This is a genomic window from Pseudonocardia halophobica (assembly GCF_050948485.1).
Lineage (GTDB): Bacteria > Actinomycetota > Actinomycetes > Mycobacteriales > Pseudonocardiaceae > Pseudonocardia > Pseudonocardia halophobica.
On the sequence record NZ_CP192046.1, the window covers coordinates 1533317 to 1551347 of the forward strand.

Genomic DNA, 18031 nt, shown 5'->3' on the forward strand with positions numbered 1-18031 from the left:
ATGAGCACCGCGAAGAAGCTCGACTTCGGCGGCCGCCGGGCGCTGGTGACCGGCGCGGCGTCGGGCATCGGCCGGGCGACGGCGCGGTGGCTCGACGAGGCCGGGGTCGCCGGGCTGGTCCTCGTCGACGTCGATGCCGCGGGACTGGAGGCCGTCGACCTCTCGTGCGAGGTCCGGCGGGTCGTCGGGGACGTCGGGGACCCGGGTCTCTGGGAGCGGATCGCGGCCGAGACGTCGCGGCTCGACCACGCCGTGCTCAATGCCGGAGTGCCGCCGGCCGGTCTCTCCGTCGCGGACACGTCGCGGAGCAGTGGCGTCGGGTCCTGGGCACGAATCTGGACGGCGCGTTCCACGGACTGCGGTGTGCGTTGCGGCTGATGCGGGGCCGGGGCGGCAGCATCGTCCTGACCTCGTCCGTCGCCGGGATCAGGCCGATGGAGGGGACGGCGGACTACGGCGCGGCGAAGGCGGCGCTGGGCCATCTGGCGAAGGTCGCGGCGCTGGAGAACGCGGCGTACGGCATCCGGGTCAACGTCGTCGTCCCGGGCAGTGTCGACTCCGGGATCTGGGACGCGCAGGAGACGTTCCGGCAGGCCGTCGCGGACCGGGGCGGCGACCGCGCGGACCTCGTCGCGGAGCTCGGCGCGCTCAACACCCCGCGCGGCCGGTGGGCGCAGCCGGAGGAGATGGCGGACTCCATCGGCTTCCTCCTCTCCGACCTGGCCGCCAACGTGACGGGCGCCCACCTGGTCAGCGACGGCGGGATCTCCCTGGTCAGCGCCCGTAGCCGGATGCCGGAGCCACGGTGACCGCGATCGACCCGGAGCTCGAGCCACTCCTGGAGCGGATGCCCACGCGGCCGTTCGGCGCGGACACCCTCGAGGCCGACCGGGCGGGAATGCGCGCCGTCTGGTCCGCTGCGGCCCCGCCGCCGGAGGACGGGGTCACACGGTCCGAGCGACCGGTGCCCGGCACGGACGTCGGGGTCGTGGTCTTCGAGCCTGCCGTGCGGACAGGTGTGGTTCCCGCGCTCCTCTTCATCCACGGCGGCGGGTTCGTGGGGGGTACGGCCGACAACGGGGCGCCGTTCAACCGGCGGATCGTGGCGGAGCTGGGCATCGTGGTCGTCTCCGTCGACTACCGGCTCGCGCCCGAGGCGCGCTACCCCAGCCAGATCGAGGACTGCTACGCGGCGCTGCGCTGGCTGCACTCCGAGGCCGCGGCGCTCGGCGTCGACCCGACGCGGATCGCCGTGGAGGGCGTGAGCGCCGGCGGCGCCCTCGCGGCGGCGCTGGCGCTCATGGCCCGCGACAAGGCGGAGTTCCCGCCGCTCGTCCTGCAGTCGTTGATCTACCCGATGCTCGACGACCGCTCCGTCGCGCCGGACGGCGTCACCGGGGAGATCGCCTGGTTCCGGGAGAGCAACGACTTCGGCTGGTCCTGTCTGCTCGGCGCCGATGCGGTGGGTGGGCCGGACGTGTCGCCCTACGCGGCCCCGGCGCGCGCTACAGACCTGTCCGGGCTGCCGCCCACCTACATCGGTGCCGCCGGACTGGACCTGCTCGTCTACCAGGACCTCGACTACGCCACGCGCCTGATCGCGGCGGGCGTCCCGACCCGGGTCGAGGTCTACCCGCGGACCTTCCACGGCTTCGACGTGGGAACGGCGCGGGTGAGCGAGGACTTCAAGCGCAGCCGCCTCGCCGTGCTGCGAGGCGCTCTCGGCCTCGACGGAGGGGACACCCCGTGACGACCTGTGGACCCTCGTCCACGCCCACCGACCTCGACATCCCGGCGCTGCGGGAGAAGTACGCCGCGGAACGGGACAAGCGCCTGCGGACCGACGGGTCGGCGCAGTACGTCCACACCGGACAGGGCGAGCGCGACGACTTCTTCGAGACCGACCCGCACAGCCCGCCCGTCGTGCGCGAGCCGCTGCACGAGGACGTCGAGGTCCTGGTGGTCGGCGGCGGGTTCGCGGGGTTGCTCACCGGAGCGCACCTGAAGCAGGCGGGCGTCGAGGACGTCCGGGTCGTCGACATGGGCGGGGACTTCGGAGGCGTCTGGTACTGGAACCGGTACCCGGGGATCCAGTGCGACAACGAGTCCTACTGCTACATCCCGCTGCTCGAGGAGCTGAACGCCATGCCGTCGAAGCGGTTCCCGGACGGCGCGGAGATCTACGAGCATTGTCGCGCCATCGGCAAGCACTACGGCCTCTACGACGGCGCCCTGTTCGGCACCATGATCCGCGCGATGCGCTGGAACGAGACGACCCGGCGCTGGACCGTCACCACCAACCTCGACGACGAGCTGCGCGCACGCTACGTCGTGATGGCGACCGGGCCGTGGAGCAAGCCGAAGCTGCCCGGGATCCCCGGCCTCCACGACTTCGCCGGCCACACCTTCCACTCGGCGCGGTGGGACTACGGCTACACCGGGGGCAGCCCCGGGGACACGGTGTTGGACAAGCTGCACGACAAGCGCGTCGCGGTGATCGGGACCGGCGCCACGGCGATCCAGATCGTGCCGTACCTCGCCCGGTACGCGAAGCACCTCACCGTCTTCCAGCGCACACCGTCCGCCGTGGACGAGCGCCGCAACCCGCCCACCGATCCCGAGTGGGCGGCGTCGTTGACGCCGGGCTGGCAGAAGCGCCGGCAGGCCGCCTTCCACGCCTTTGCCTCCGAGCCGTTCCCGACCCTCTCGCCCGCCGAGGACGTGGCTTGCGACTTCTTCACCGAGGTGGGCCGGAACGTCTCCGCCCGCATCGACGGCCGGTCGCTGGAGCCGACGGAGCTGGCCGAGATCCGCGAGCAGGAGGACTACGGTGTCATGGAGCGCGTCCGGCGACGCGTCGACGACATCGTGCACGACCCGGAGATGGCCGAGGCGCTCAAGCCCTACTACCGTTACCTGTGCAAGCGGCCCTGCTCCAGTAATGACTACCTGGAGACCTTCAACCGGCCCAACGTCACGCTGGTCGACGTGTCGGCCACCAAGGGCATCGAGCGGATGACCGCGACGGGCCTGGTGGCGGGCGGGCAGGAGCACGAGGTCGACTGCGTGATCTTCGCCAGCGGCTTCGAGATCACCGCCCAGGACCTGAGCGTGGCCTCCGGCATCGACGCGATCGAGGGTCGGGGCGGGCTGTCCCTTTTCGACCATTGGCGGGACGGCTTCCGCACTCTGCACGGCCTCACGAGCCACGGCTTCCCCGGCCTGTTCTTCACGGGGAACACCCAGGGCGGGGGCAACGCCAGCGTCACGGCGAACTACGTGCAGCAGGGCGAGCACATCGCCTACCTCATCGCCGAGGCGACGGCCCGCGGCGCCGCGACCGTCGAGCCCACCCGTGAGGCGCAGGACGAGTGGGTCGCGGTGATCAAGGAGCTCGCCCCGTCGAAGACCTTCCTCGAGCAGTGCACGCCGGGCTACTACAACAACGAGGGCGGCGGAACCGGCGGCATCCGACCTGCGACAGGCGAGCGGTACGGCCGCGGGTTCTACGAGTTCGACCGGCTGCTTCGGGAGTGGCGGGACGCGGGTGACCTGGCCGGGATCGAGCTGGTGCGCTGAGATGAGGATCGGGGCGGTGTTCCCGCAGTACGACGTGCTGCGGGACGCGGCCGACATCGCGGAGTTCGCTCGCGGGGTCGAGGGGCTGGGGATGGACCACCTCCTCGTCTACGACCACGTGCTCGGCGTCGATCCGACGGTCCGTCCGGAGTGGACGCACCTCTACCGGAACGACTCGGAGTTCCACGAACCCTTCGTGCTCTTCGGGTACCTGGCCGCCGTGTGCCGGCTCGAGCTGGTGACCGGCGTGCTGGTGCTGCCGCAGCGGCAGACCGCGCTCGTTCCCAAACAGGCGGCGGAGGCGGACCGGCTCGCCGCGGGCGGCGTACGGCTGGGGGTCGGCCTGGGCTGGAACGAGTCCGAGTACCGAGCGCTCGGCGTGCCCTTCGCCCGTCGCGGGGCGCGGATCGAGGAACAGGTCGAGCTGCTGCGGTCGCTGTGGTCGGCGCCGTCGGTGACGGCGCGGACGAGCGTCGAGGAGCTCGACGGCGTCGGCCTCGCGCCGCGGCCGCGCCGGGAGATCCCGGTGTGGCTGGCAGGGAAGGCACCCGCCGCGCTCGCCCGGGCGGGGCGGATCGCCGACGGCTGGATTCCCTTGGAGAAGCCGGGCGCGGAGGCGGCCGCGCGTCTGGAGGCGGTGCGCCGGGCGGCCCGCGAGGCGGGGCGCGACCCGGCCGGGATCGGCGTCGAGCCGCGGATCCGGGTGCCGGGTCGACCCGCGGACGAGGTCGCGGCGGAGATCGGCTTCTGGGTCGACCACGGCGCGTCGCACCTGTCGTTCAGCACGATGGACGCCGGCCTCGGGTCGGTGGCGGAGCACCTGCGCCATGTCGAGCGCGCGCTGGGCACGGTCTCGCGAGGAAGGTGACCTCCCGTCTCCCTCGCGGCCTCAGGTGCGGGTCAGGCGGACCGGAATCGCGTTCATCTGCACGGTTCCCGACAGCGGGTCGAGCACGGTGCCGTCGGTGAGGGTGTTGCTGTTGACACCGGGCTTCCGCGCAGCGACCCGCAGCCGTGCGTGCGGGTCGTCGTGGCCCCAGCCGTGGCCCAGCGAGACGACGCCGGGCGCCACCTCGTCCGTGACCCGAACCGGCACCCGGATCTCGCCGGCGGCCGAGGTCACCAGCGCGAACCCGCCGTCGGCCAGGTCGTACGCCTCGGCGTCGGCGGGGGAGACGTGCAGCGCCGACCGGTCCTTGCCCTTCGCGAGCGGCGCGACGTTGTGCAGCCAGGAGTTCTTCGACCGCAGGTCACGGCGGCCGATGAGCAGCAGCGTGCCGGGCTCGGGCTGCGGAACCTCGACCCGGGCGAGGGCCTCGAGGATCATCGGCGGGGCCAGCTCGATCGTGCCGGACGGCGTGCGGATCACCTCGTCCACGCGTGGCTCCAGCGGCCCGAGGTCGATGCCGTGCGGGAACTCCAGCAGCCGGGAGAGCGACAGCCCGCCGGGGTTGCGGCCGAACAGGTCGCCGTAGGGGCCGGAGCGGATCCGCAGGTCCAGCAGGCGCCGCGGGCCCCGGCCGGGCACCCCGGCGACGATCTCGGACTCCTCCGTGCCCAGGCTGCGGGCGATGGAGCGGCGCAGGCTCGTCGCGATCTCGTCGTCGATCTCGTCGGGGTCGGCGTGGGCGCCGCGGCCCTCGTAGATCCCGCAGAGCCGCAGCAGGATCTCCCACTCCGAGAGCATCCCGTCCGGGACCCCGCGGGCGGGTGTGGAGAAACGGGCGTAGTTGCGCTGCGCGTACTGGTAGAGCACGAGATCGAAATGGTCGCGAGTGAGCGAGCCCGGTGGCGGGAGGATCACGTCCGCGTACCGCGTCGTCTCGTTCAGGTAGGGGTCGACGCAGATCAGCGCCTCGACCTCCGTGAGGGCGCGCTGCATCCGTGCGGAGTCCGGCAGCGAGCGTGCGAGGTTGCCGGCGTACACCACCAGTCCGCGGACCCGGCCGGGCCCGGGGGTGAGGATCTCCTCGGCCAGCGCGGCGACCGGGAGCTCGCCGAACACCTCGGGATGCCCGCTCACCCGCGTCCGGTACCGCCCGACGGTGAACGGGTGCGCGGGCTTCGTGGCCTTCCGGGTGGTCGGCCCGCCGGTGACGGGCCGGGTGAACAGCAGCCCGCCCGGTCGGTCGAGGTGCCCACACAGGACGTTGACGGTCTGGAGCGCCCAGCAGGTGAGAGTTCCGTACCGGTTGAGGGTCGTCCCGAGCCGGCCGTAGACGGCGGCCCTGTCCGTCGTGGCGAGCTCTCGTGCCAGGCGCGCGATCGTCTCCGGCGGGATGCCGCAGACCTCGGCGACGGCCGCGGGCGGGTACGCCGCGACGGCCTCGCGCAGCTCGCGCAGCCCGCTGAGCCGGCCCGCGGCCGCGCGGGGTCGCACCAGGTCCTCGGCGAACAGGACGTGCAGGATCCCGAGGAACAGGAACAGGTCCGTGCCGGGCCGGATCTGCAGGTGCTCGTCCGCTGCCCCGGCGGTGGCGGTCCGGGCGGGGTCGACGACGACCAGCCGGCCGCCTCGGGCCCGCAGCGCCTTCAGCTTCCCGCGGTAGTCCGGCGCGGCGCCGATGCTGCCGTTCGACACCAGCGGATTGCCGCCGACGATCACCAGCAGATCCGTGGTGTCGAGGTCCGGCACCGGGATGCTGCTCGGCTCCCCGAACAGCAGGGCCGCCGTGACGTTCTGCGGCAGCTGGTCCATCGTCGCCGGAGAGTAGGCCTGGATGCTGCCCAACGACCGGGCGAGCCGGCCCGCGAGCAGCGTGAACGCGACGTTGTGGCCCGTCGGGTTGCCGGTGTACGCGGCGACCGAGTTGCGGTCCTGCGCGAGCAGCGGCGTGAGCAGCCGGTCGACCTCGTCGAACGCCTCCTCCCAGTTCACCTCGCGCAGCTCGCCGTCGCGCCGCACGAGCGGGCGGGTCAGCCGGTCGGGATCGTCGTCCACGGCCCCGAGCGAGGCGCCCTTGGGGCAGAGGTAGCCCCTGCTGTAGACGTCGTCGGCGTCGCCGCGGACCGAGACCACGCGGTCCTCGGCATCGAGGGTGACCGTCAGTCCGCACATCGCCTCGCACAGCGGGCAGCCCCGGGGGACGGTCCGCAGGGCCAGGTCCCGGACGGTGGCTCGGGTGGCGGCATCGCTCGTCATCGGGCCTCCTCGCACATATCTAACGACTGTAGGTTGAGGGCGGCGAGCGGTCAACGGTGGTCGTGCGCCGCGAGCCAGGCCCGGTGCTCGGCCGAGGGGGCGCCCCGCTCGCGGACGGCGAGATGGCCGGACCCGAGCAGGCCACCGCAGCGCCAGGCGATGGTGTCGACGTGGTCGCAGGCGGGTGGGCGCTCATCCGGCGAGCCGGACCGGACCGTCGAGGAAGTCGAGCAGGTGCTCGCCGAAGACGTCGTTGTCGTCGCCCGCGACCATGTGCCCGGCCCCGTCGACGTCGACGAGGCGGGCCGACGGGACGAGACTCAGCAGCTCCTGGGCGCTCGCGGTGCTGACCACGCGCGACTGCCGGCCCCGCACCAGCAGCGTGGGCACGGCCAGCCCACGGGCGGCCTCGCGAGCGCGGCGGGCGTTCTCGTCGAGCGTGCGCGGGTCGGTCTGCCGGGCGTCGAGCAGGCGCGGGTCCCAGTGCCAGTACCAGCGGCCGTCGCGGCGGCGGAGGTTCTTCTTCAGGCCCTCGGGCCGCGGCGGCCGGGTGCGGTGGGGGTTGTAGGCGGCGACGGCCGCAGCCGCCTCGTCGAGCGTGGCGAACCCCGCCGTGCCGGAGCGCATGAAGTCGGTGATCTCCGCGGTCCCCGCGCGCTCGGTGGTGGGCGTGACGTCGACGAGCGCCAGGCCGCGGGCCACTGCCGGGTCGGCGGCCAGCGCGAGCAGGGAGGTCATGCCGCCCAGGGAGGCGCCGACGAGCACCGGGGGTTCGTCGAGCACGGTGACCGCCTTGCGCAGATCGGCCACGTGCGCGTCGAGCGTGTAGTCGCCGTCCGGCGCCCAGTCGCTGTCGCCGTGTCCGCGCAGGTCGAACGCGATCGCTGTCCAGCCCTGCGCGGCCAGCCGCCGGCCGGTGTGCCGCCACGAGTGCCGGGTCTGCCCGCCGCCGTGCAGCAGCAGGACGGTGCCGCGGCGCGTGCGCAGCGGCGGTGCCCAGCGGTCCGCGGTGAGCCGGACACCCTCGCCCGGCAAGGTGAGCCGGCGGTGGCCGTATTCCATCGATACCTCTTCTCGTCGTGCCGCGGCGTGATCGTGTTCTGCGGGTCAGCCGGGTGCGGCGAGGCGGCGGCGCCGGCACCGTGAGCCGGACGACCAGGCCGTGCACGCCCTGTGGGCGTCCGGCTGTCGACCAGCACCGTCTCGTTCGCGGTCCCGGGACCGGGGGCGTGCCGCGCAGTCTCGATCACGCAGTCGTCGAGGATCCCCTCGACGCGGAGGCACTTCGTGAGCCGCCGTTGCAGGTCGCCGAGATCCCGGTCGGTCCGGCGGAGCAGGTCGACGGCCACCTCAGGCCGCCCGGAAGCCCTCGGTCACCCTCTTCGGGCCGGCCGGCGAGGTGTCCGAGACCATGAGCGAGCGGCCCTCGTGCGGTCGGACCATGGCGCACCCCTCGCGTCGTCGCGGCATCCTCTGCCGCGATGCGCGACGGTGGACGGATCGTGTGTCATCGTATCGCGGATTTACCTTATCGCTGTAGATCGACCCACGGGAGAGTGTCGTGAATGATCTGTCCGGTCTGCACGCCGTGATCACGGGTGGCAACGGCGGGATCGGCCTGGCGATGGTGACGAGGATGGCCCGGGCCGGGGCGAACATCACGCTCTGGGCCCGGGACGCCCACAAGAGCGAGGCCGCGTGCGCACCTCGAGGGGGCACGGGCCGTCAGGGGCGCAGACACTGACCGGCGGTGACGCTGACCGGAGGCAGGCCGTAGACCCGTGGCTCTGGCTCGGAACCGTGTTCGACGCTGATGCTCGACATCAGAGAGGCCGCGTGGCGATCAGATTCGCGGACCTGGTGGGTGCGTGCAGGAGGAGCGGTTGCGAGAGCAGGCGTGCGACCGTGAGCAGGTCTCGGTGGCGTGCAGCGAGATCGTGGCCGAGCAGTGGCTCGTGGTGAACGACGCGGTTGCGCAACTCGTGGAGCCGTCGGACGGGTTCATCGACGGCACGTCGGTTACCGGGTCTGAACGCCGTGTGCAGTCGGGGGACCCGGAGGTCGTCGTGATGACGGCGCGAGGAGGGGTAGCGCCAGAAGGTGGGTCGCGAGTTCACAGCGACCTCCCCGCGGTGGCGCCTCGAGGGTGCTCCACCCTTCCTGATCAGCCGGACACCAGTCCGGGCTCTTCTCGTCTCCGGACTCTGTCACCCCGAGGGCCGCGGGACGACGTGGTGCTCCGGTTCGCGTGATCCCCGGATCCAGGTCACATCCTCTGCGGCCCCGGGCGGGGAGGATCCCTCCGGTCAGTCGCCGAAGGGGAAGCGGTATCGCCCATGAAGATCGGTCTGCAGCTCTCGGACTTCAGCGTGCCCGGCGGGCCGCCCGCCCTCGCGGCGGACCTGCGGCGGATGGCGGTGGCCGCCGAGGACGTAGGGTTCGCGCGGCTCGCGGTCGCGGACCACCTCTGGCAGATCCCGGCGAACGGGTCCGCGGAGAGCGAGATGCTCGAGGCGTACACGACGTTGGGCTACCTCGCGGCGTGCACCTCACGGGTGGAGCTGCTGACCTGGGTCAGCGCGGTGTCGTTCCGCGAGCCCGCGCTGCTCGCCAAGTGCGTGACAACGCTCGACGTGCTCAGTGGCGGCCGGGCCTGGCTCGGGATCGGCGCGGGTTGGTACGCCGAGGAGGCGCGCGGGCTGGGCCTGCCGTTCCCGCCGACGGCCGAGCGGTTCGACCGGCTGGAGGAGACGCTGCAGATCTGCCTGCAGATGTGGTCGGACGAGGACAAGCCCTACTCCGGGCGGTACTACACGCTGGAGCGCACGCTGAACGTGCCGCAGCCGCTGCGCAGGCCCCCCGTCCTGGTGGCGGGCGGCGGCGAGCGGCGCACGCTCCGCCTCGTCGCGCGGTACGCGGACGCCTGCAACCTCTTCGCCACGCCGGAGCTCGAACGGAAGCTGGACGTACTGCGCGAGCACTGCGCGGCCGTCGGGCGGGACTACGACGAGATCGAGAAGACCGTCGTGCTCCCGATGGATCCCGGCCCGCGCGGCGAGCACGTCGACGCGATCCTCGCCGAGCTGCAACGGCTGGCGGGCCTGGGGATCGCGCACGCGCACTCCCGCGTGCCGGGGGCGGCCGAGATCGCCCCGCTCGAGCTGTTCGGGGAGCGGATCATCCCCGTCGCCGCGGCGTTCTGAGCGGACCGGGGTCACAGACCCGACGGGTGCACCCGGCGAGCATGGGTGCGGAGCGGGAAGGAGCATCGACGTGGATGCGACGGAGATGACGGTCGAGACGCCGGACGGCGTGCGGCTGGCGGTGGCGGACACGGGGCGGGGCGCCCCGATCGTGTTCCTCCACGAGTACGCGGGGGACCAGCGCAGCTGGGCCGGACAGGTCGCCGTGCTCGCGGCCGACCACCGCTGCGTCACCTACGCGGCGCGTGGCTACCTACCGTCGGACGTGCCCGCGGACCCGGCGGCGTACTCGTGGGAGCGTGCCGTCTCCGACGTCGTGGCGGTGCTCGACGCCCTGGACCTGGAGAGTGCGCACGTGGTGGGGCTGTCGATGGGCGGCTACACGGCCCTGCAGTTCGGGCTGCGCCACCCGGGCCGGGTGCGCTCGATCGTCGCCGCGAGCGTGGGATCGGGCTCCGACCCGGCGACGCGTCCGGCGTACCTGGCCGAGACCGAGGTCGTCGCCGCCGAGCTGCGCGCCCGCGGCGCGGACTTCGTCGGGCGGCGGATGGCCGAGGGGCCCAGCCGGGTACAGCTCAAGGCGGCCGACCCGGCCGCGTGGGACGAGATGGTCGCGCAGTTCGCCGAGCACTCCGTGGAGGGCCTTGCGCACACGATCGTCGAGATCCAGGGCCGCCGGCCGTCCCTGCACGCCCTGGTCGACGACCTCGCTGGGCTCCGAGTGCCGCTGCTCGTCGTGAACGGGGACGAGGACGAGGCCTGTCTCTCGACCGGCGTGCTGCTCAAGCGGACCGTGCCCGCCTGCGGGCTGGTGGTGCTCCCGAACACCGGGCACGTGCCAAACCTGGAGGACCCCCGGCGCTTCGGCGACCTGATCCGCTGGTTCCTGGGCCGCGTGCGGGCGGGCGCGTGGCCGGAACGGGACCCGCGGTCCAGGACCGTCTTGCAGTTCGACCTCGATCGGACCGAGTCTGTTGCCGGCTAGCGGCGTCCTCGTCGGGAGGAACCCCAGGGACGAGGCGAGGTGTGCGATGAACCCGCGAGCGCTGGAGGCGTGGTCGAAGAGCTTCCTGGCGGGCCAGGACGCCGAGATCCGGGACGCGCTGCTCGGCGACAGCCGGGTCGTGCGCTACCCCGCCGGGGCGGTCGTCTGCCGGGCGAACGAGGACTACCGCGTCGCGCTGATCCACAGTGGCCGGATCCGGGCGGCCATCACCTCCTGGGACGGCCGTGAGGTCACCACCCGGTACATGACGGTCGGGCAGATCACCGCGGTGCCCGCGATGCTCACGCACGGGGCGCCCGCCTCGCTGCACGCCGTCGCCGCCACCGAGGTCTCGGTCCTGAACCCCGCGACCTTCCGGCGGCTGATGCACCGCCACCCCGAGCTGACCTACCAGGTGGCCGTCTACCTCGCGGAGTCCACCTACGAGACGGTGGCCTACTACGAGGACAACGTCTTCGGCTCCGTGCAGCAGCGGGTGAGCAGGCACCTGCTGGAGATGGCGACGCCCACGGTCAAGGGCCTGCTCGTGACGACGGACCAGACCGAGCTGGCCAACGCCATCGGGTCGGTGCGGGAGGTCGTGGCCCGGGCGCTCAAGAAGCTGGGCGACACCGGGGCGATCCGTCGTTCCCGCCGGCAGATCTGGATCGAGGACCCGGCCCTGCTGCGCTCGCTGGCGTCGAGCCCGCTGGGCGGCTGGACGCGCGACGCCGGGCCGCCGTCGTGAAGCTGGACGAGGACCTGCGAGCGGCCGCGGCGGCTCTGCCGCGGGTCGACCGGACGGACGTCGCGGAGGCCCGACGGATCACCGCAGGCCCCGCACCCGGTGTGCCGGAGGGCGTGACGGTCGTCGAGCACACCGTCCCGAGCGCCGACGGGCACACCGTCCGGTTGCGGAGGTACCGACCGGACCGCCGGACGCGGGACGGCGTGGTCTACCACGTGCACGGCGGCGGGTTCATCCTCGGCGACCTCGACGCCGGCCACCTCCGGAACGCCGAGATCGCGCGGGACGTCGGGGCGGACGTGGTCGCCGTCGAGTACCGGCTGGCGCCGGAGTGGCCTTTCCCGACGCCCCTCGAGGACGTCTACGCCGGTCTCGCCTGGATCGGGGACGGGGTCGTCCTGCACGGGCTGAGCGCCGGTGGCGCGTTGGCCGCCGGGGCGGCGCTGCTGGCGCGCGACCGCGGCGGTCCGGCGATCTCCGGCCAGCTCCTCGTCTCGCCCGTCGTGGACGACCGGCTGACCACGCCCAGCAGCCGCCGGCTCATCGACACCCCGGCGCTGACCCGCCGCGACCTGGAGATCTGCTGGTCCGCCTACCTCGGGTCGGTGGTGCCGGGCAGCGCCGAGGTCTCGCCGTATGCCGCCCCGGCGCGGGCAGACCTCGCGGGGCTGCCCCGCACCTACGTCTCGGTGGCGGAGCTCGACCCGCTCCGTGACGAGGCGATCGACTTCGCCCGGGCCCTCCTGGCGGCCGGCGTCCCTGTCGAGCTGCACCTGTTCCCTGGCACCTTCCACGGCTCCCTCGCGGTGCCCGGTGCCGCGGTGAGCGTCCGTCAACGCACAGAGGAGACCACCGTGCTGCGCACCTTGCTGGGAGAGCGGTAGATGACGGACTTCCTGAGCGGGGTCCGGGTCCTGGACGTCACAGGGGCCCTCGCGGGCCCCTACTGCACCACGATCCTCTCGGACCTCGGGGCCGAGGTCATCAAGATCGAGCCGGTCGAGGGGGACTCGCTGCGCCGCCGCCTGGTGGGGGAGGAGCAGACTCCGCTGCCGTTCGACCTGATCCACCGCAACAAGCGCAGCCTCGCCGTGGACATCAAGTCCGAGCGCGGGCAGGCGGTCGTGAAGGCCCTCGCCGCGCGGTCCGACGTGCTGGTCGAGAACTTCCGGGTCGGCGCGCTCGCCCGCCAGGGTCTGTCCTACGAGGACCTCAGAAGCGATTGCCCGGACCTCGTCTACTGCTCGATCTCGGGTTTCGGCCAGTTCGGGCCGATGCGGGACGCCAAGGGCATCGACCTGGTCGCGCAGGCCTACGGCGGTCTGCTGAGCGTCACGGGGAGCACGAGCGGCGGACTCGCCAAGGCCGGCTACCCGATCGGCGACCTCGGCACCGGGATGTGGGGCGCGATCGGGGTGCTCGCGGCGCTGCTGCGCGCGCGGGCGGGACTCGGCGGTGCGCACATCGACGTCTCGCTCGCGGACACCATTGCCGGGTGGTCCGTGTGGGAGGTCGCCGACTTCGTCGGAAGCGGCACCGCGCCCGGCCCGCTCGGCACCGCACACCGCCTCACCGCGCCCTACGAGGCCTTCACCTGCGAGGACGGCGAGACACTGGTGATCGGCGCGACCGAACGGTCCTGGAAGGACCTGTGCGCGATTCTCGGGGTCGACCTCTCCGACGACCCGCGGTTCGAGGGCGAGTACGCCCGGTTCACCCATCGCGCCGAGCTCGCCGACCTCCTGCAGGAGCGGTTCGGCACCGCGCCGCGGGACCTCTGGATCGATCGCCTTCGCGACGCGGGAGTCCCCTGTGGACCGGTCAACGACGTGCCCGGCATGCTCGCGGACGCCCAGTACGCGGCACGGGACATGTTCCCGAGCGATGTCGCGCGGTTCGGGCAGCGGCGCATGGTGAACACCCCGCTCGTGTCCGACGGGGCCCCGCGTGCACACCAGCGGGCGCCGGCGGTCGGGGAGGACACGGCGGCCCTGCTGCGGGAGCTCGGGTACCGGGACGGCGACATCGAGGCGCTGCGCCGGGACCACGTGGTGGGCGCGTGATCAGGCTCGACGTCACCGACCGCGTGGCCCGCCTGACCCTCGACCGGCCCGCCAAGCGGAACGCGCTGACCGCGGAGATGTGGACGGCGCTGCGCGGACACCTCGACGCGCTCGCCGGCGAGGACGTCGTGGCCGTCGTGCTGCGGGGCGCGGGCGGGAGCTTCTCGGCCGGGGCGGACCTGGCCGAGCTGCGGACCCCGGACCCCGAGTACGTCGGCGGGATCCAGGAGCTCGCCGAGGCCACGGTGCTGCGGCTGCGCGACCTGACATCGCCGACGGTCGCCGAGATCGACGGCCCGTGCTTCGGTGCGGGCGCCAGCGTCGCCCTGGCCTGCGACCTGCGCATCTGCTCGACGCGATCGCGGTTCGGCATCCCCGCCCTGCGCCACGGGATCGTCTACGAGCCGGTCCACGTGCAGCGGCTCGTGCAGGTCGTGGGGCCCGGTGCGGCCGCGCTCCTTTTGTACGGCGGCGAGACGTGGAGCGGGGCGGAGGCGGCGGGCCACGGGCTGGTGGACCGATGCGTCGACGACGCAGCCGGGGCGGTCGAGCAGGTCCTCGCCGGACTGCGGGGCGCTCCCCGCCCGGCCGTCGTCGCGACCGCCGCGGCGCTGCGGGCCGGGGCGTAGGACGTGGACCTGCAGCTGACCGGCGCCCGCGCGATCGTGACCGGCGGATCGAGCGGCCTCGGTCTCGCGGTGGCCCGCGGGCTCGTCGCCGAGGGGGCCCGGGTGGCTCTCGCCGCGCGCGACCCGCAGCGGCTCCGCGCCGCGGCCGAGGGCCTCCCCGGCACGGTGCTCGCGTTCCCCACCGACACCACCGACGACGCCGCCGTGCGCTCCCTGGTGACCGGCGTCGTGGCGGCCTGGGGCGGCGTGGATGTCCTGGTCAACGCCGCCGCTGCACCCTCCGCCGGCGCGCCGCCCACGCTCGCCGACCTCACCGACGCCGAGGTCCACCGCGACCTCGACACCAAGGTCCTGGGCTACCTGCGCTGCGCGCGAGCGGTGGCGCCGCACATGATCGCGCAGGGCTGCGGCCGGATCGTGAACGTCTCCGGCCTCAATGCCCGCCGCACCGGCTCGATCCCCGGCACCGTCCGGAATGTGGCGGTGGCAGCCTTGACCGCCAACCTGGCCGACGAGCTGGGCCCGTCGGGCGTCGGGGTCACGGTGGTGCACCCCGGCCTCGTCGAGACCCCGGGGCTCGTCGCCCGGCTCACGGACGAGATGCGGGCCGAGCTCGCCGCCACGACCAGCCTGCATCGGCTCGTCACCCCGGACGAGGTCGCGGCGGTCGTCGTGTTCCTCTGCTCCCCGCGGGCGGCCGGGGTGACCGGGGACGCGGTCACCGTCGCGGGCGGGAACCGCGGCGCCGTCCACTACTGAAGGAGACACCATGGACTTCACCGGCAAGGTCGCACTCGTCACGGGCGGCGGCAGCGGCATCGGGCGGGCGGCCTGCGTGGCGTTCGCGCGGCACGGCGCCGCCGTGGTGGCCGTCGACCGCGACGCGACGGCGGCCGAGGAGACGGCCGACCTCCTCCGCGAGGCGGGGGCGAAGGCGCTCGCGGTGCGCGCGGACGTCACCAGCTCCGCCGACGTGCAGGCCTACGTGCGCACCGCCGTCGAGGAGTTCGGCCGGATCGACTGCTTCTTCAACAACGCCGGGATCGGCGGCACCGTCGCGCCCGTCGCCGAGTACGCCGAAGAGGACTTCGCCGCGGTACTCGCCGTCAACGTGACCGGCGCCTTTCTCGGACTGCGCCATGTCCTGCCCGTGATGATCGAGCAGGGCAGTGGGGCCGTGGTGAACACGGCCTCGGTGGCGGGGCTCATCGCCACGCCCGGCGCGTCGGCCTACGTCGCCTCGAAGCACGCCGTGATCGGGCTGACCAAGACCGCGGCGGGTGAGGTGGCACGGCAGGGGATCCGCGTGAATGCCGTGTGCCCCGGCCCCGTCGACACGGACGCCATGCGCCGCCTGGAGGAGCAGATCGCGCCGGACGACCCGACCGGGCTCACCGCGCGGAACCGGGCCGCCCAGCCCACTGGTCGGTACAGCACTCCGGAGGAGATCGCCAACGTAGTCCTGTTCCTCTGTTCGGACCTGGCGTCCAACACCACCGGTGCCCAGTACGTGGTCGACGGCGGCCGCAGCGCGACCGGCACCGCCGCCCCGACCAGGGGATAGACCGCCGGATCCAGGTCACAGTCACACCTGCCGCGGGCGGCCAGACTTCTCGACACGGACACTCACCGGGCCTCGCGCCCGAGTTGGAGGCACTGTGCAGACCCTCGACCTCGTCGACGCCGGCAGCGGCGTCGAGTTCATCCCCGGCGTCCCGCTCGACATCCGCCGCGGCGGGGCGGCCGAGCGGGTGGCCCTCGTGCTCCCGGGCGCCGAGCGCGCGGCCGAGGACACCGCATTCCTCGACGCGCTGGCCGAGGAGTTCACCGTCGTGGCGCCGTCGCATCCCGGCTTCGGTCGGTCGCCGCGGCCGGGCTGGTGCCGGTCGGTCGACGACCTCGCCTACCTCTACCTGGAGTGGCTCGACCGCTCCGGGACGACGGACGTCACGGTCGTCGGCCTGCAGTTCGGCGGCTGGGTCGCGCTGGAGATGGCGGTACGCAGCTGCGCCCGCGTCTCCCGGCTCGTGCTGGTCGACGCGCTGGGGGTCAAGCTCGGCGGCCGGCTGGACCGGGACGTCGTCGACCTCTTCGCCACGCCGCACGCCGAGCTGGACAGCCTGACCTATGCGGATCCGCGGTACGCGCTCGGCGACCTCGGTGCGGCGCCGATCGAGGCGGTGCTCGAGCTGGCGCGCAACGAGGAGGCGCTCGCGACCTACGGGTGGGAGCCCTTCCTGCACAACCCGCGGCTGCCCGACTGGACCTGGCGCATCTCGGTGCCGACCACCGTCGCCTGGGGCGACCGGGACGGCATCGTCTCGCCGGACCACGGCCGCGGCCTGGCCCAACGGATCCCCGGCGCCCGGTTCGAGATCGTCGACGGCGCCGGGCACCGCCCGCAGGTGGAGCGTCCGGAGGACCTCGCGCGGCTCGTCGCCAAGTCCGCCGTCTGACCCGATCCGAGGAGAACCCCGTGCAGCACTGGCACTTCAGCGAGACGGCCTACCCCGATCTCCCCGACCCGGACGACTACTCCTCGATCCGGGTCACCCTGCCCAACGGCCTGGTCGATCCCGTGCACGCTGCGGGCCTGTGGGACCGGTACATCCGGGAGTGGCAGGTCGCGGACGAATGCGGGCTCAACGTGATGGTCAACGAGCACCACTCCACCGCGACCTGCATGAACTCGGTCGCCCCCGTCGTCGCCGGGGTGCTGGCCCGGGTGACGTCGAAGGCGCGGATCCTGCTGCTGGGCAACCCGGTCGCGAACCGGAAGGACCCCGTCCGCGTCGCGGAGGAGATGGCGCTCGTCGACCTGCTGAGCCACGGCAGGCTCGAGGTCGGCTTCGTCAAAGGCGTGCCCTACGAGATCGCCGCGACCAACACGAAGCCCATCGGGATGACCGAGCGCATGTGGGAGGCGATCGAGATCATCACCCGCGCCTGGTCCACCCACGACGGACCGTTCAACTGGGAGGGCGAGTTCTTCCACCACCGCCAGGTCAACATCTGGCCGCGGCCCTTCCAGCAGCCCGCGCCGCCGGTGTGGGTCACCGCCGTGAGCCCCGGCAGCGCCGCCCGGGTGGCGGACAACGACTTCACGATCGGCACCTTCCTGACCGGGCTCGAGGGCACCCGTCGCGTCTTCCGGGAGTACCGGGACCGCCTCGCCGAGACCGGGAAGCCCGCTGCGGGGGAGGAGAAGTTCGGCTACGCCGCGTTGGTCTACACCGGACGCACGGACGAGGAGGGCCTGGAGGGGGCCCGCAAGCTGCTCTGGTACATCCACTCGAACAAGGTCGCGACCGAGTTCCTCTACCCACCGGGGTACATCCCGTACCAGGCCAGGGCCGCGGGCCTGCGGGCGCGTAGCGCGATCGGCGACCCCGCCCTGCTGCCCGGCCAGGGCGGCCGGGTGTCGAAGGACCTGTCCACGATGTCCCTCGAGGAGCTGATCGAGAAGGGCATCGTGTTCGCGGGCAGCCCGGCGACGGTCGCCGGGCAGCTCGAGCGCTTCTACGAGCACGTCGGCGGCTTCGGCAACCTGCTGCTCATGGGGCAGGCCGGACACCTCACCCACGAGGAGACCGTGCGCGGCCTCCGGATCTTCGCCGAGGACGTCGTCCCCCGGCTCGACCGCGTGACCGATCCCGTGACCGTCTGATCCCCCTCCGATGCG

Annotated in this window: 18 protein-coding genes; 16 read left to right on the forward strand and 2 right to left on the reverse strand. The window is 73.2% G+C overall.

From position 1 onward, the window contains the following. Genes ACQP04_RS07460 through ACQP04_RS07480 form a run of 5 tightly spaced genes read left to right on the forward strand, consistent with a single transcriptional unit; the run spans position 1 to position 4447 of the window. Positions 1 to 378: an SDR family NAD(P)-dependent oxidoreductase gene (locus tag ACQP04_RS07460; protein ID WP_433506319.1), complete on the forward strand. Its 378-nt coding sequence runs from the start codon at positions 1 to 3 to the stop codon at positions 376 to 378. Next, positions 357 to 809: an SDR family NAD(P)-dependent oxidoreductase gene (locus ACQP04_RS07465; RefSeq protein WP_433508325.1), complete on the forward strand. Its 453-nt coding sequence runs from the start codon at positions 357 to 359 to the stop codon at positions 807 to 809. Before ACQP04_RS07460 ends, ACQP04_RS07465 begins: the two co-directional genes overlap by 22 nt. Then, on the forward strand, positions 806 to 1750 hold the full coding sequence (locus tag ACQP04_RS07470) for an alpha/beta hydrolase (RefSeq protein ID WP_433506320.1): 945 nt from the start codon (positions 806 to 808) through the stop codon (positions 1748 to 1750). Before ACQP04_RS07465 ends, ACQP04_RS07470 begins: the two co-directional genes overlap by 4 nt. Beyond that, positions 1747 to 3579, forward strand: coding sequence for a flavin-containing monooxygenase (locus ACQP04_RS07475; RefSeq protein WP_433506321.1), 1833 nt, complete (start codon positions 1747 to 1749; stop codon positions 3577 to 3579). The genes ACQP04_RS07470 and ACQP04_RS07475 overlap by 4 nt, the downstream gene beginning before the upstream one ends. Before the next feature lies 1 nt (position 3580). Beyond that, a complete protein-coding gene (locus tag ACQP04_RS07480; RefSeq protein ID WP_433506322.1) occupies positions 3581 to 4447 on the forward strand; it encodes a TIGR03619 family F420-dependent LLM class oxidoreductase in 867 nt (288 codons plus the stop codon). Between the two features lie 21 nt (positions 4448 to 4468). On the opposite strand, the gene ACQP04_RS07485 is transcribed toward ACQP04_RS07480, so the two are convergent. Both ACQP04_RS07485 and ACQP04_RS07490 read right to left on the reverse strand, forming a co-directional pair. Then, complete coding sequence (locus ACQP04_RS07485) at positions 4469 to 6721, reverse strand: molybdopterin-dependent oxidoreductase (RefSeq protein ID WP_433506323.1); 2253 nt, start codon at positions 6719 to 6721, stop codon at positions 4469 to 4471. 192 nt (positions 6722 to 6913) lie between these two features. Continuing rightward, positions 6914 to 7783 carry an alpha/beta fold hydrolase gene (locus ACQP04_RS07490; RefSeq protein ID WP_433506324.1) on the reverse strand — a complete coding sequence of 290 codons (870 nt, stop codon included), beginning with the start codon at positions 7781 to 7783 and terminating at the stop codon, positions 6914 to 6916. Between the two features lie 499 nt (positions 7784 to 8282). Here ACQP04_RS07490 and ACQP04_RS07495 point away from each other — a divergent pair, with 499 nt between their 5' ends. From ACQP04_RS07495 to ACQP04_RS07545, 11 genes are all read left to right on the forward strand, one after another. Then, the gene (locus ACQP04_RS07495) at positions 8283 to 8465 is read left to right on the forward strand and encodes an SDR family NAD(P)-dependent oxidoreductase (protein WP_433506325.1); all 183 of its coding nucleotides are present in this window, start codon (positions 8283 to 8285) and stop codon (positions 8463 to 8465) included. Between the two features lie 592 nt (positions 8466 to 9057). After that, a complete protein-coding gene (locus ACQP04_RS07500) occupies positions 9058 to 9924 on the forward strand; it encodes an LLM class F420-dependent oxidoreductase (RefSeq protein ID WP_433506326.1) in 867 nt (288 codons plus the stop codon). Positions 9925 to 9994: 70 nt separating this feature from the next. After that, entirely contained in the window at positions 9995 to 10909 is a 915-nt protein-coding gene (locus ACQP04_RS07505; protein WP_433506327.1) for an alpha/beta fold hydrolase, read from the forward strand. A gap of 46 nt (positions 10910 to 10955) precedes the next feature. Continuing rightward, complete coding sequence (locus tag ACQP04_RS07510) at positions 10956 to 11657, forward strand: Crp/Fnr family transcriptional regulator (protein WP_433506328.1); 702 nt, start codon at positions 10956 to 10958, stop codon at positions 11655 to 11657. Then, positions 11654 to 12541, forward strand: a complete 888-nt coding sequence (locus ACQP04_RS07515; RefSeq protein ID WP_433506329.1) for an alpha/beta hydrolase — start codon at positions 11654 to 11656, stop codon at positions 12539 to 12541. Before ACQP04_RS07510 ends, ACQP04_RS07515 begins: the two co-directional genes overlap by 4 nt. Then, positions 12542 to 13720 carry a CaiB/BaiF CoA transferase family protein gene (locus ACQP04_RS07520; RefSeq protein WP_433506330.1) on the forward strand — a complete coding sequence of 393 codons (1179 nt, stop codon included), beginning with the start codon at positions 12542 to 12544 and terminating at the stop codon, positions 13718 to 13720. It begins immediately after the preceding gene. Then, the gene (locus tag ACQP04_RS07525) at positions 13717 to 14349 is read left to right on the forward strand and encodes an enoyl-CoA hydratase/isomerase family protein (protein WP_433506331.1); all 633 of its coding nucleotides are present in this window, start codon (positions 13717 to 13719) and stop codon (positions 14347 to 14349) included. Before ACQP04_RS07520 ends, ACQP04_RS07525 begins: the two co-directional genes overlap by 4 nt. A gap of 3 nt (positions 14350 to 14352) precedes the next feature. Then, entirely contained in the window at positions 14353 to 15108 is a 756-nt protein-coding gene (locus ACQP04_RS07530; protein ID WP_433506332.1) for an SDR family NAD(P)-dependent oxidoreductase, read from the forward strand. A gap of 10 nt (positions 15109 to 15118) precedes the next feature. Beyond that, positions 15119 to 15913, forward strand: a complete 795-nt coding sequence (locus tag ACQP04_RS07535; RefSeq protein WP_433506333.1) for an SDR family NAD(P)-dependent oxidoreductase — start codon at positions 15119 to 15121, stop codon at positions 15911 to 15913. A 94-nt stretch (positions 15914 to 16007) separates the two neighbouring features. Continuing rightward, positions 16008 to 16805 (forward strand): alpha/beta fold hydrolase, encoded by a 798-nt coding sequence (locus tag ACQP04_RS07540; RefSeq protein ID WP_433506334.1) that lies wholly within the window; start codon positions 16008 to 16010, stop codon positions 16803 to 16805. A gap of 20 nt (positions 16806 to 16825) precedes the next feature. Further along, positions 16826 to 18016, forward strand: coding sequence for an LLM class flavin-dependent oxidoreductase (locus ACQP04_RS07545; protein ID WP_433506335.1), 1191 nt, complete (start codon positions 16826 to 16828; stop codon positions 18014 to 18016). Positions 18017 to 18031 lie beyond the last annotated feature (15 nt).

Excerpts from the sequence above, each read along its gene's own strand:
- ACQP04_RS07510 (WP_433506328.1), top strand. The coding sequence starts at position 10,956 with ATGAACCCGCGAGCGCTGGAGGCGTGGTCGAAGAGCTTCCTGGCGGGC.
- ACQP04_RS07460 (WP_433506319.1), top strand. The coding sequence starts at position 1 with ATGAGCACCGCGAAGAAGCTCGACTTCGGCGGCCGCCGGGCGCTGGTG.
- ACQP04_RS07500 (WP_433506326.1), top strand. The coding sequence starts at position 9,058 with ATGAAGATCGGTCTGCAGCTCTCGGACTTCAGCGTGCCCGGCGGGCCG.
- ACQP04_RS07480 (WP_433506322.1), top strand. The coding sequence starts at position 3,581 with ATGAGGATCGGGGCGGTGTTCCCGCAGTACGACGTGCTGCGGGACGCG.
- ACQP04_RS07490 (WP_433506324.1), bottom strand. The coding sequence starts at position 7,783 with ATGGAATACGGCCACCGCCGGCTCACCTTGCCGGGCGAGGGTGTCCGG.
- ACQP04_RS07485 (WP_433506323.1), bottom strand. The coding sequence starts at position 6,721 with ATGACGAGCGATGCCGCCACCCGAGCCACCGTCCGGGACCTGGCCCTG.
- ACQP04_RS07520 (WP_433506330.1), top strand. The coding sequence starts at position 12,542 with ATGACGGACTTCCTGAGCGGGGTCCGGGTCCTGGACGTCACAGGGGCC.
- ACQP04_RS07535 (WP_433506333.1), top strand. The coding sequence starts at position 15,119 with ATGGACTTCACCGGCAAGGTCGCACTCGTCACGGGCGGCGGCAGCGGC.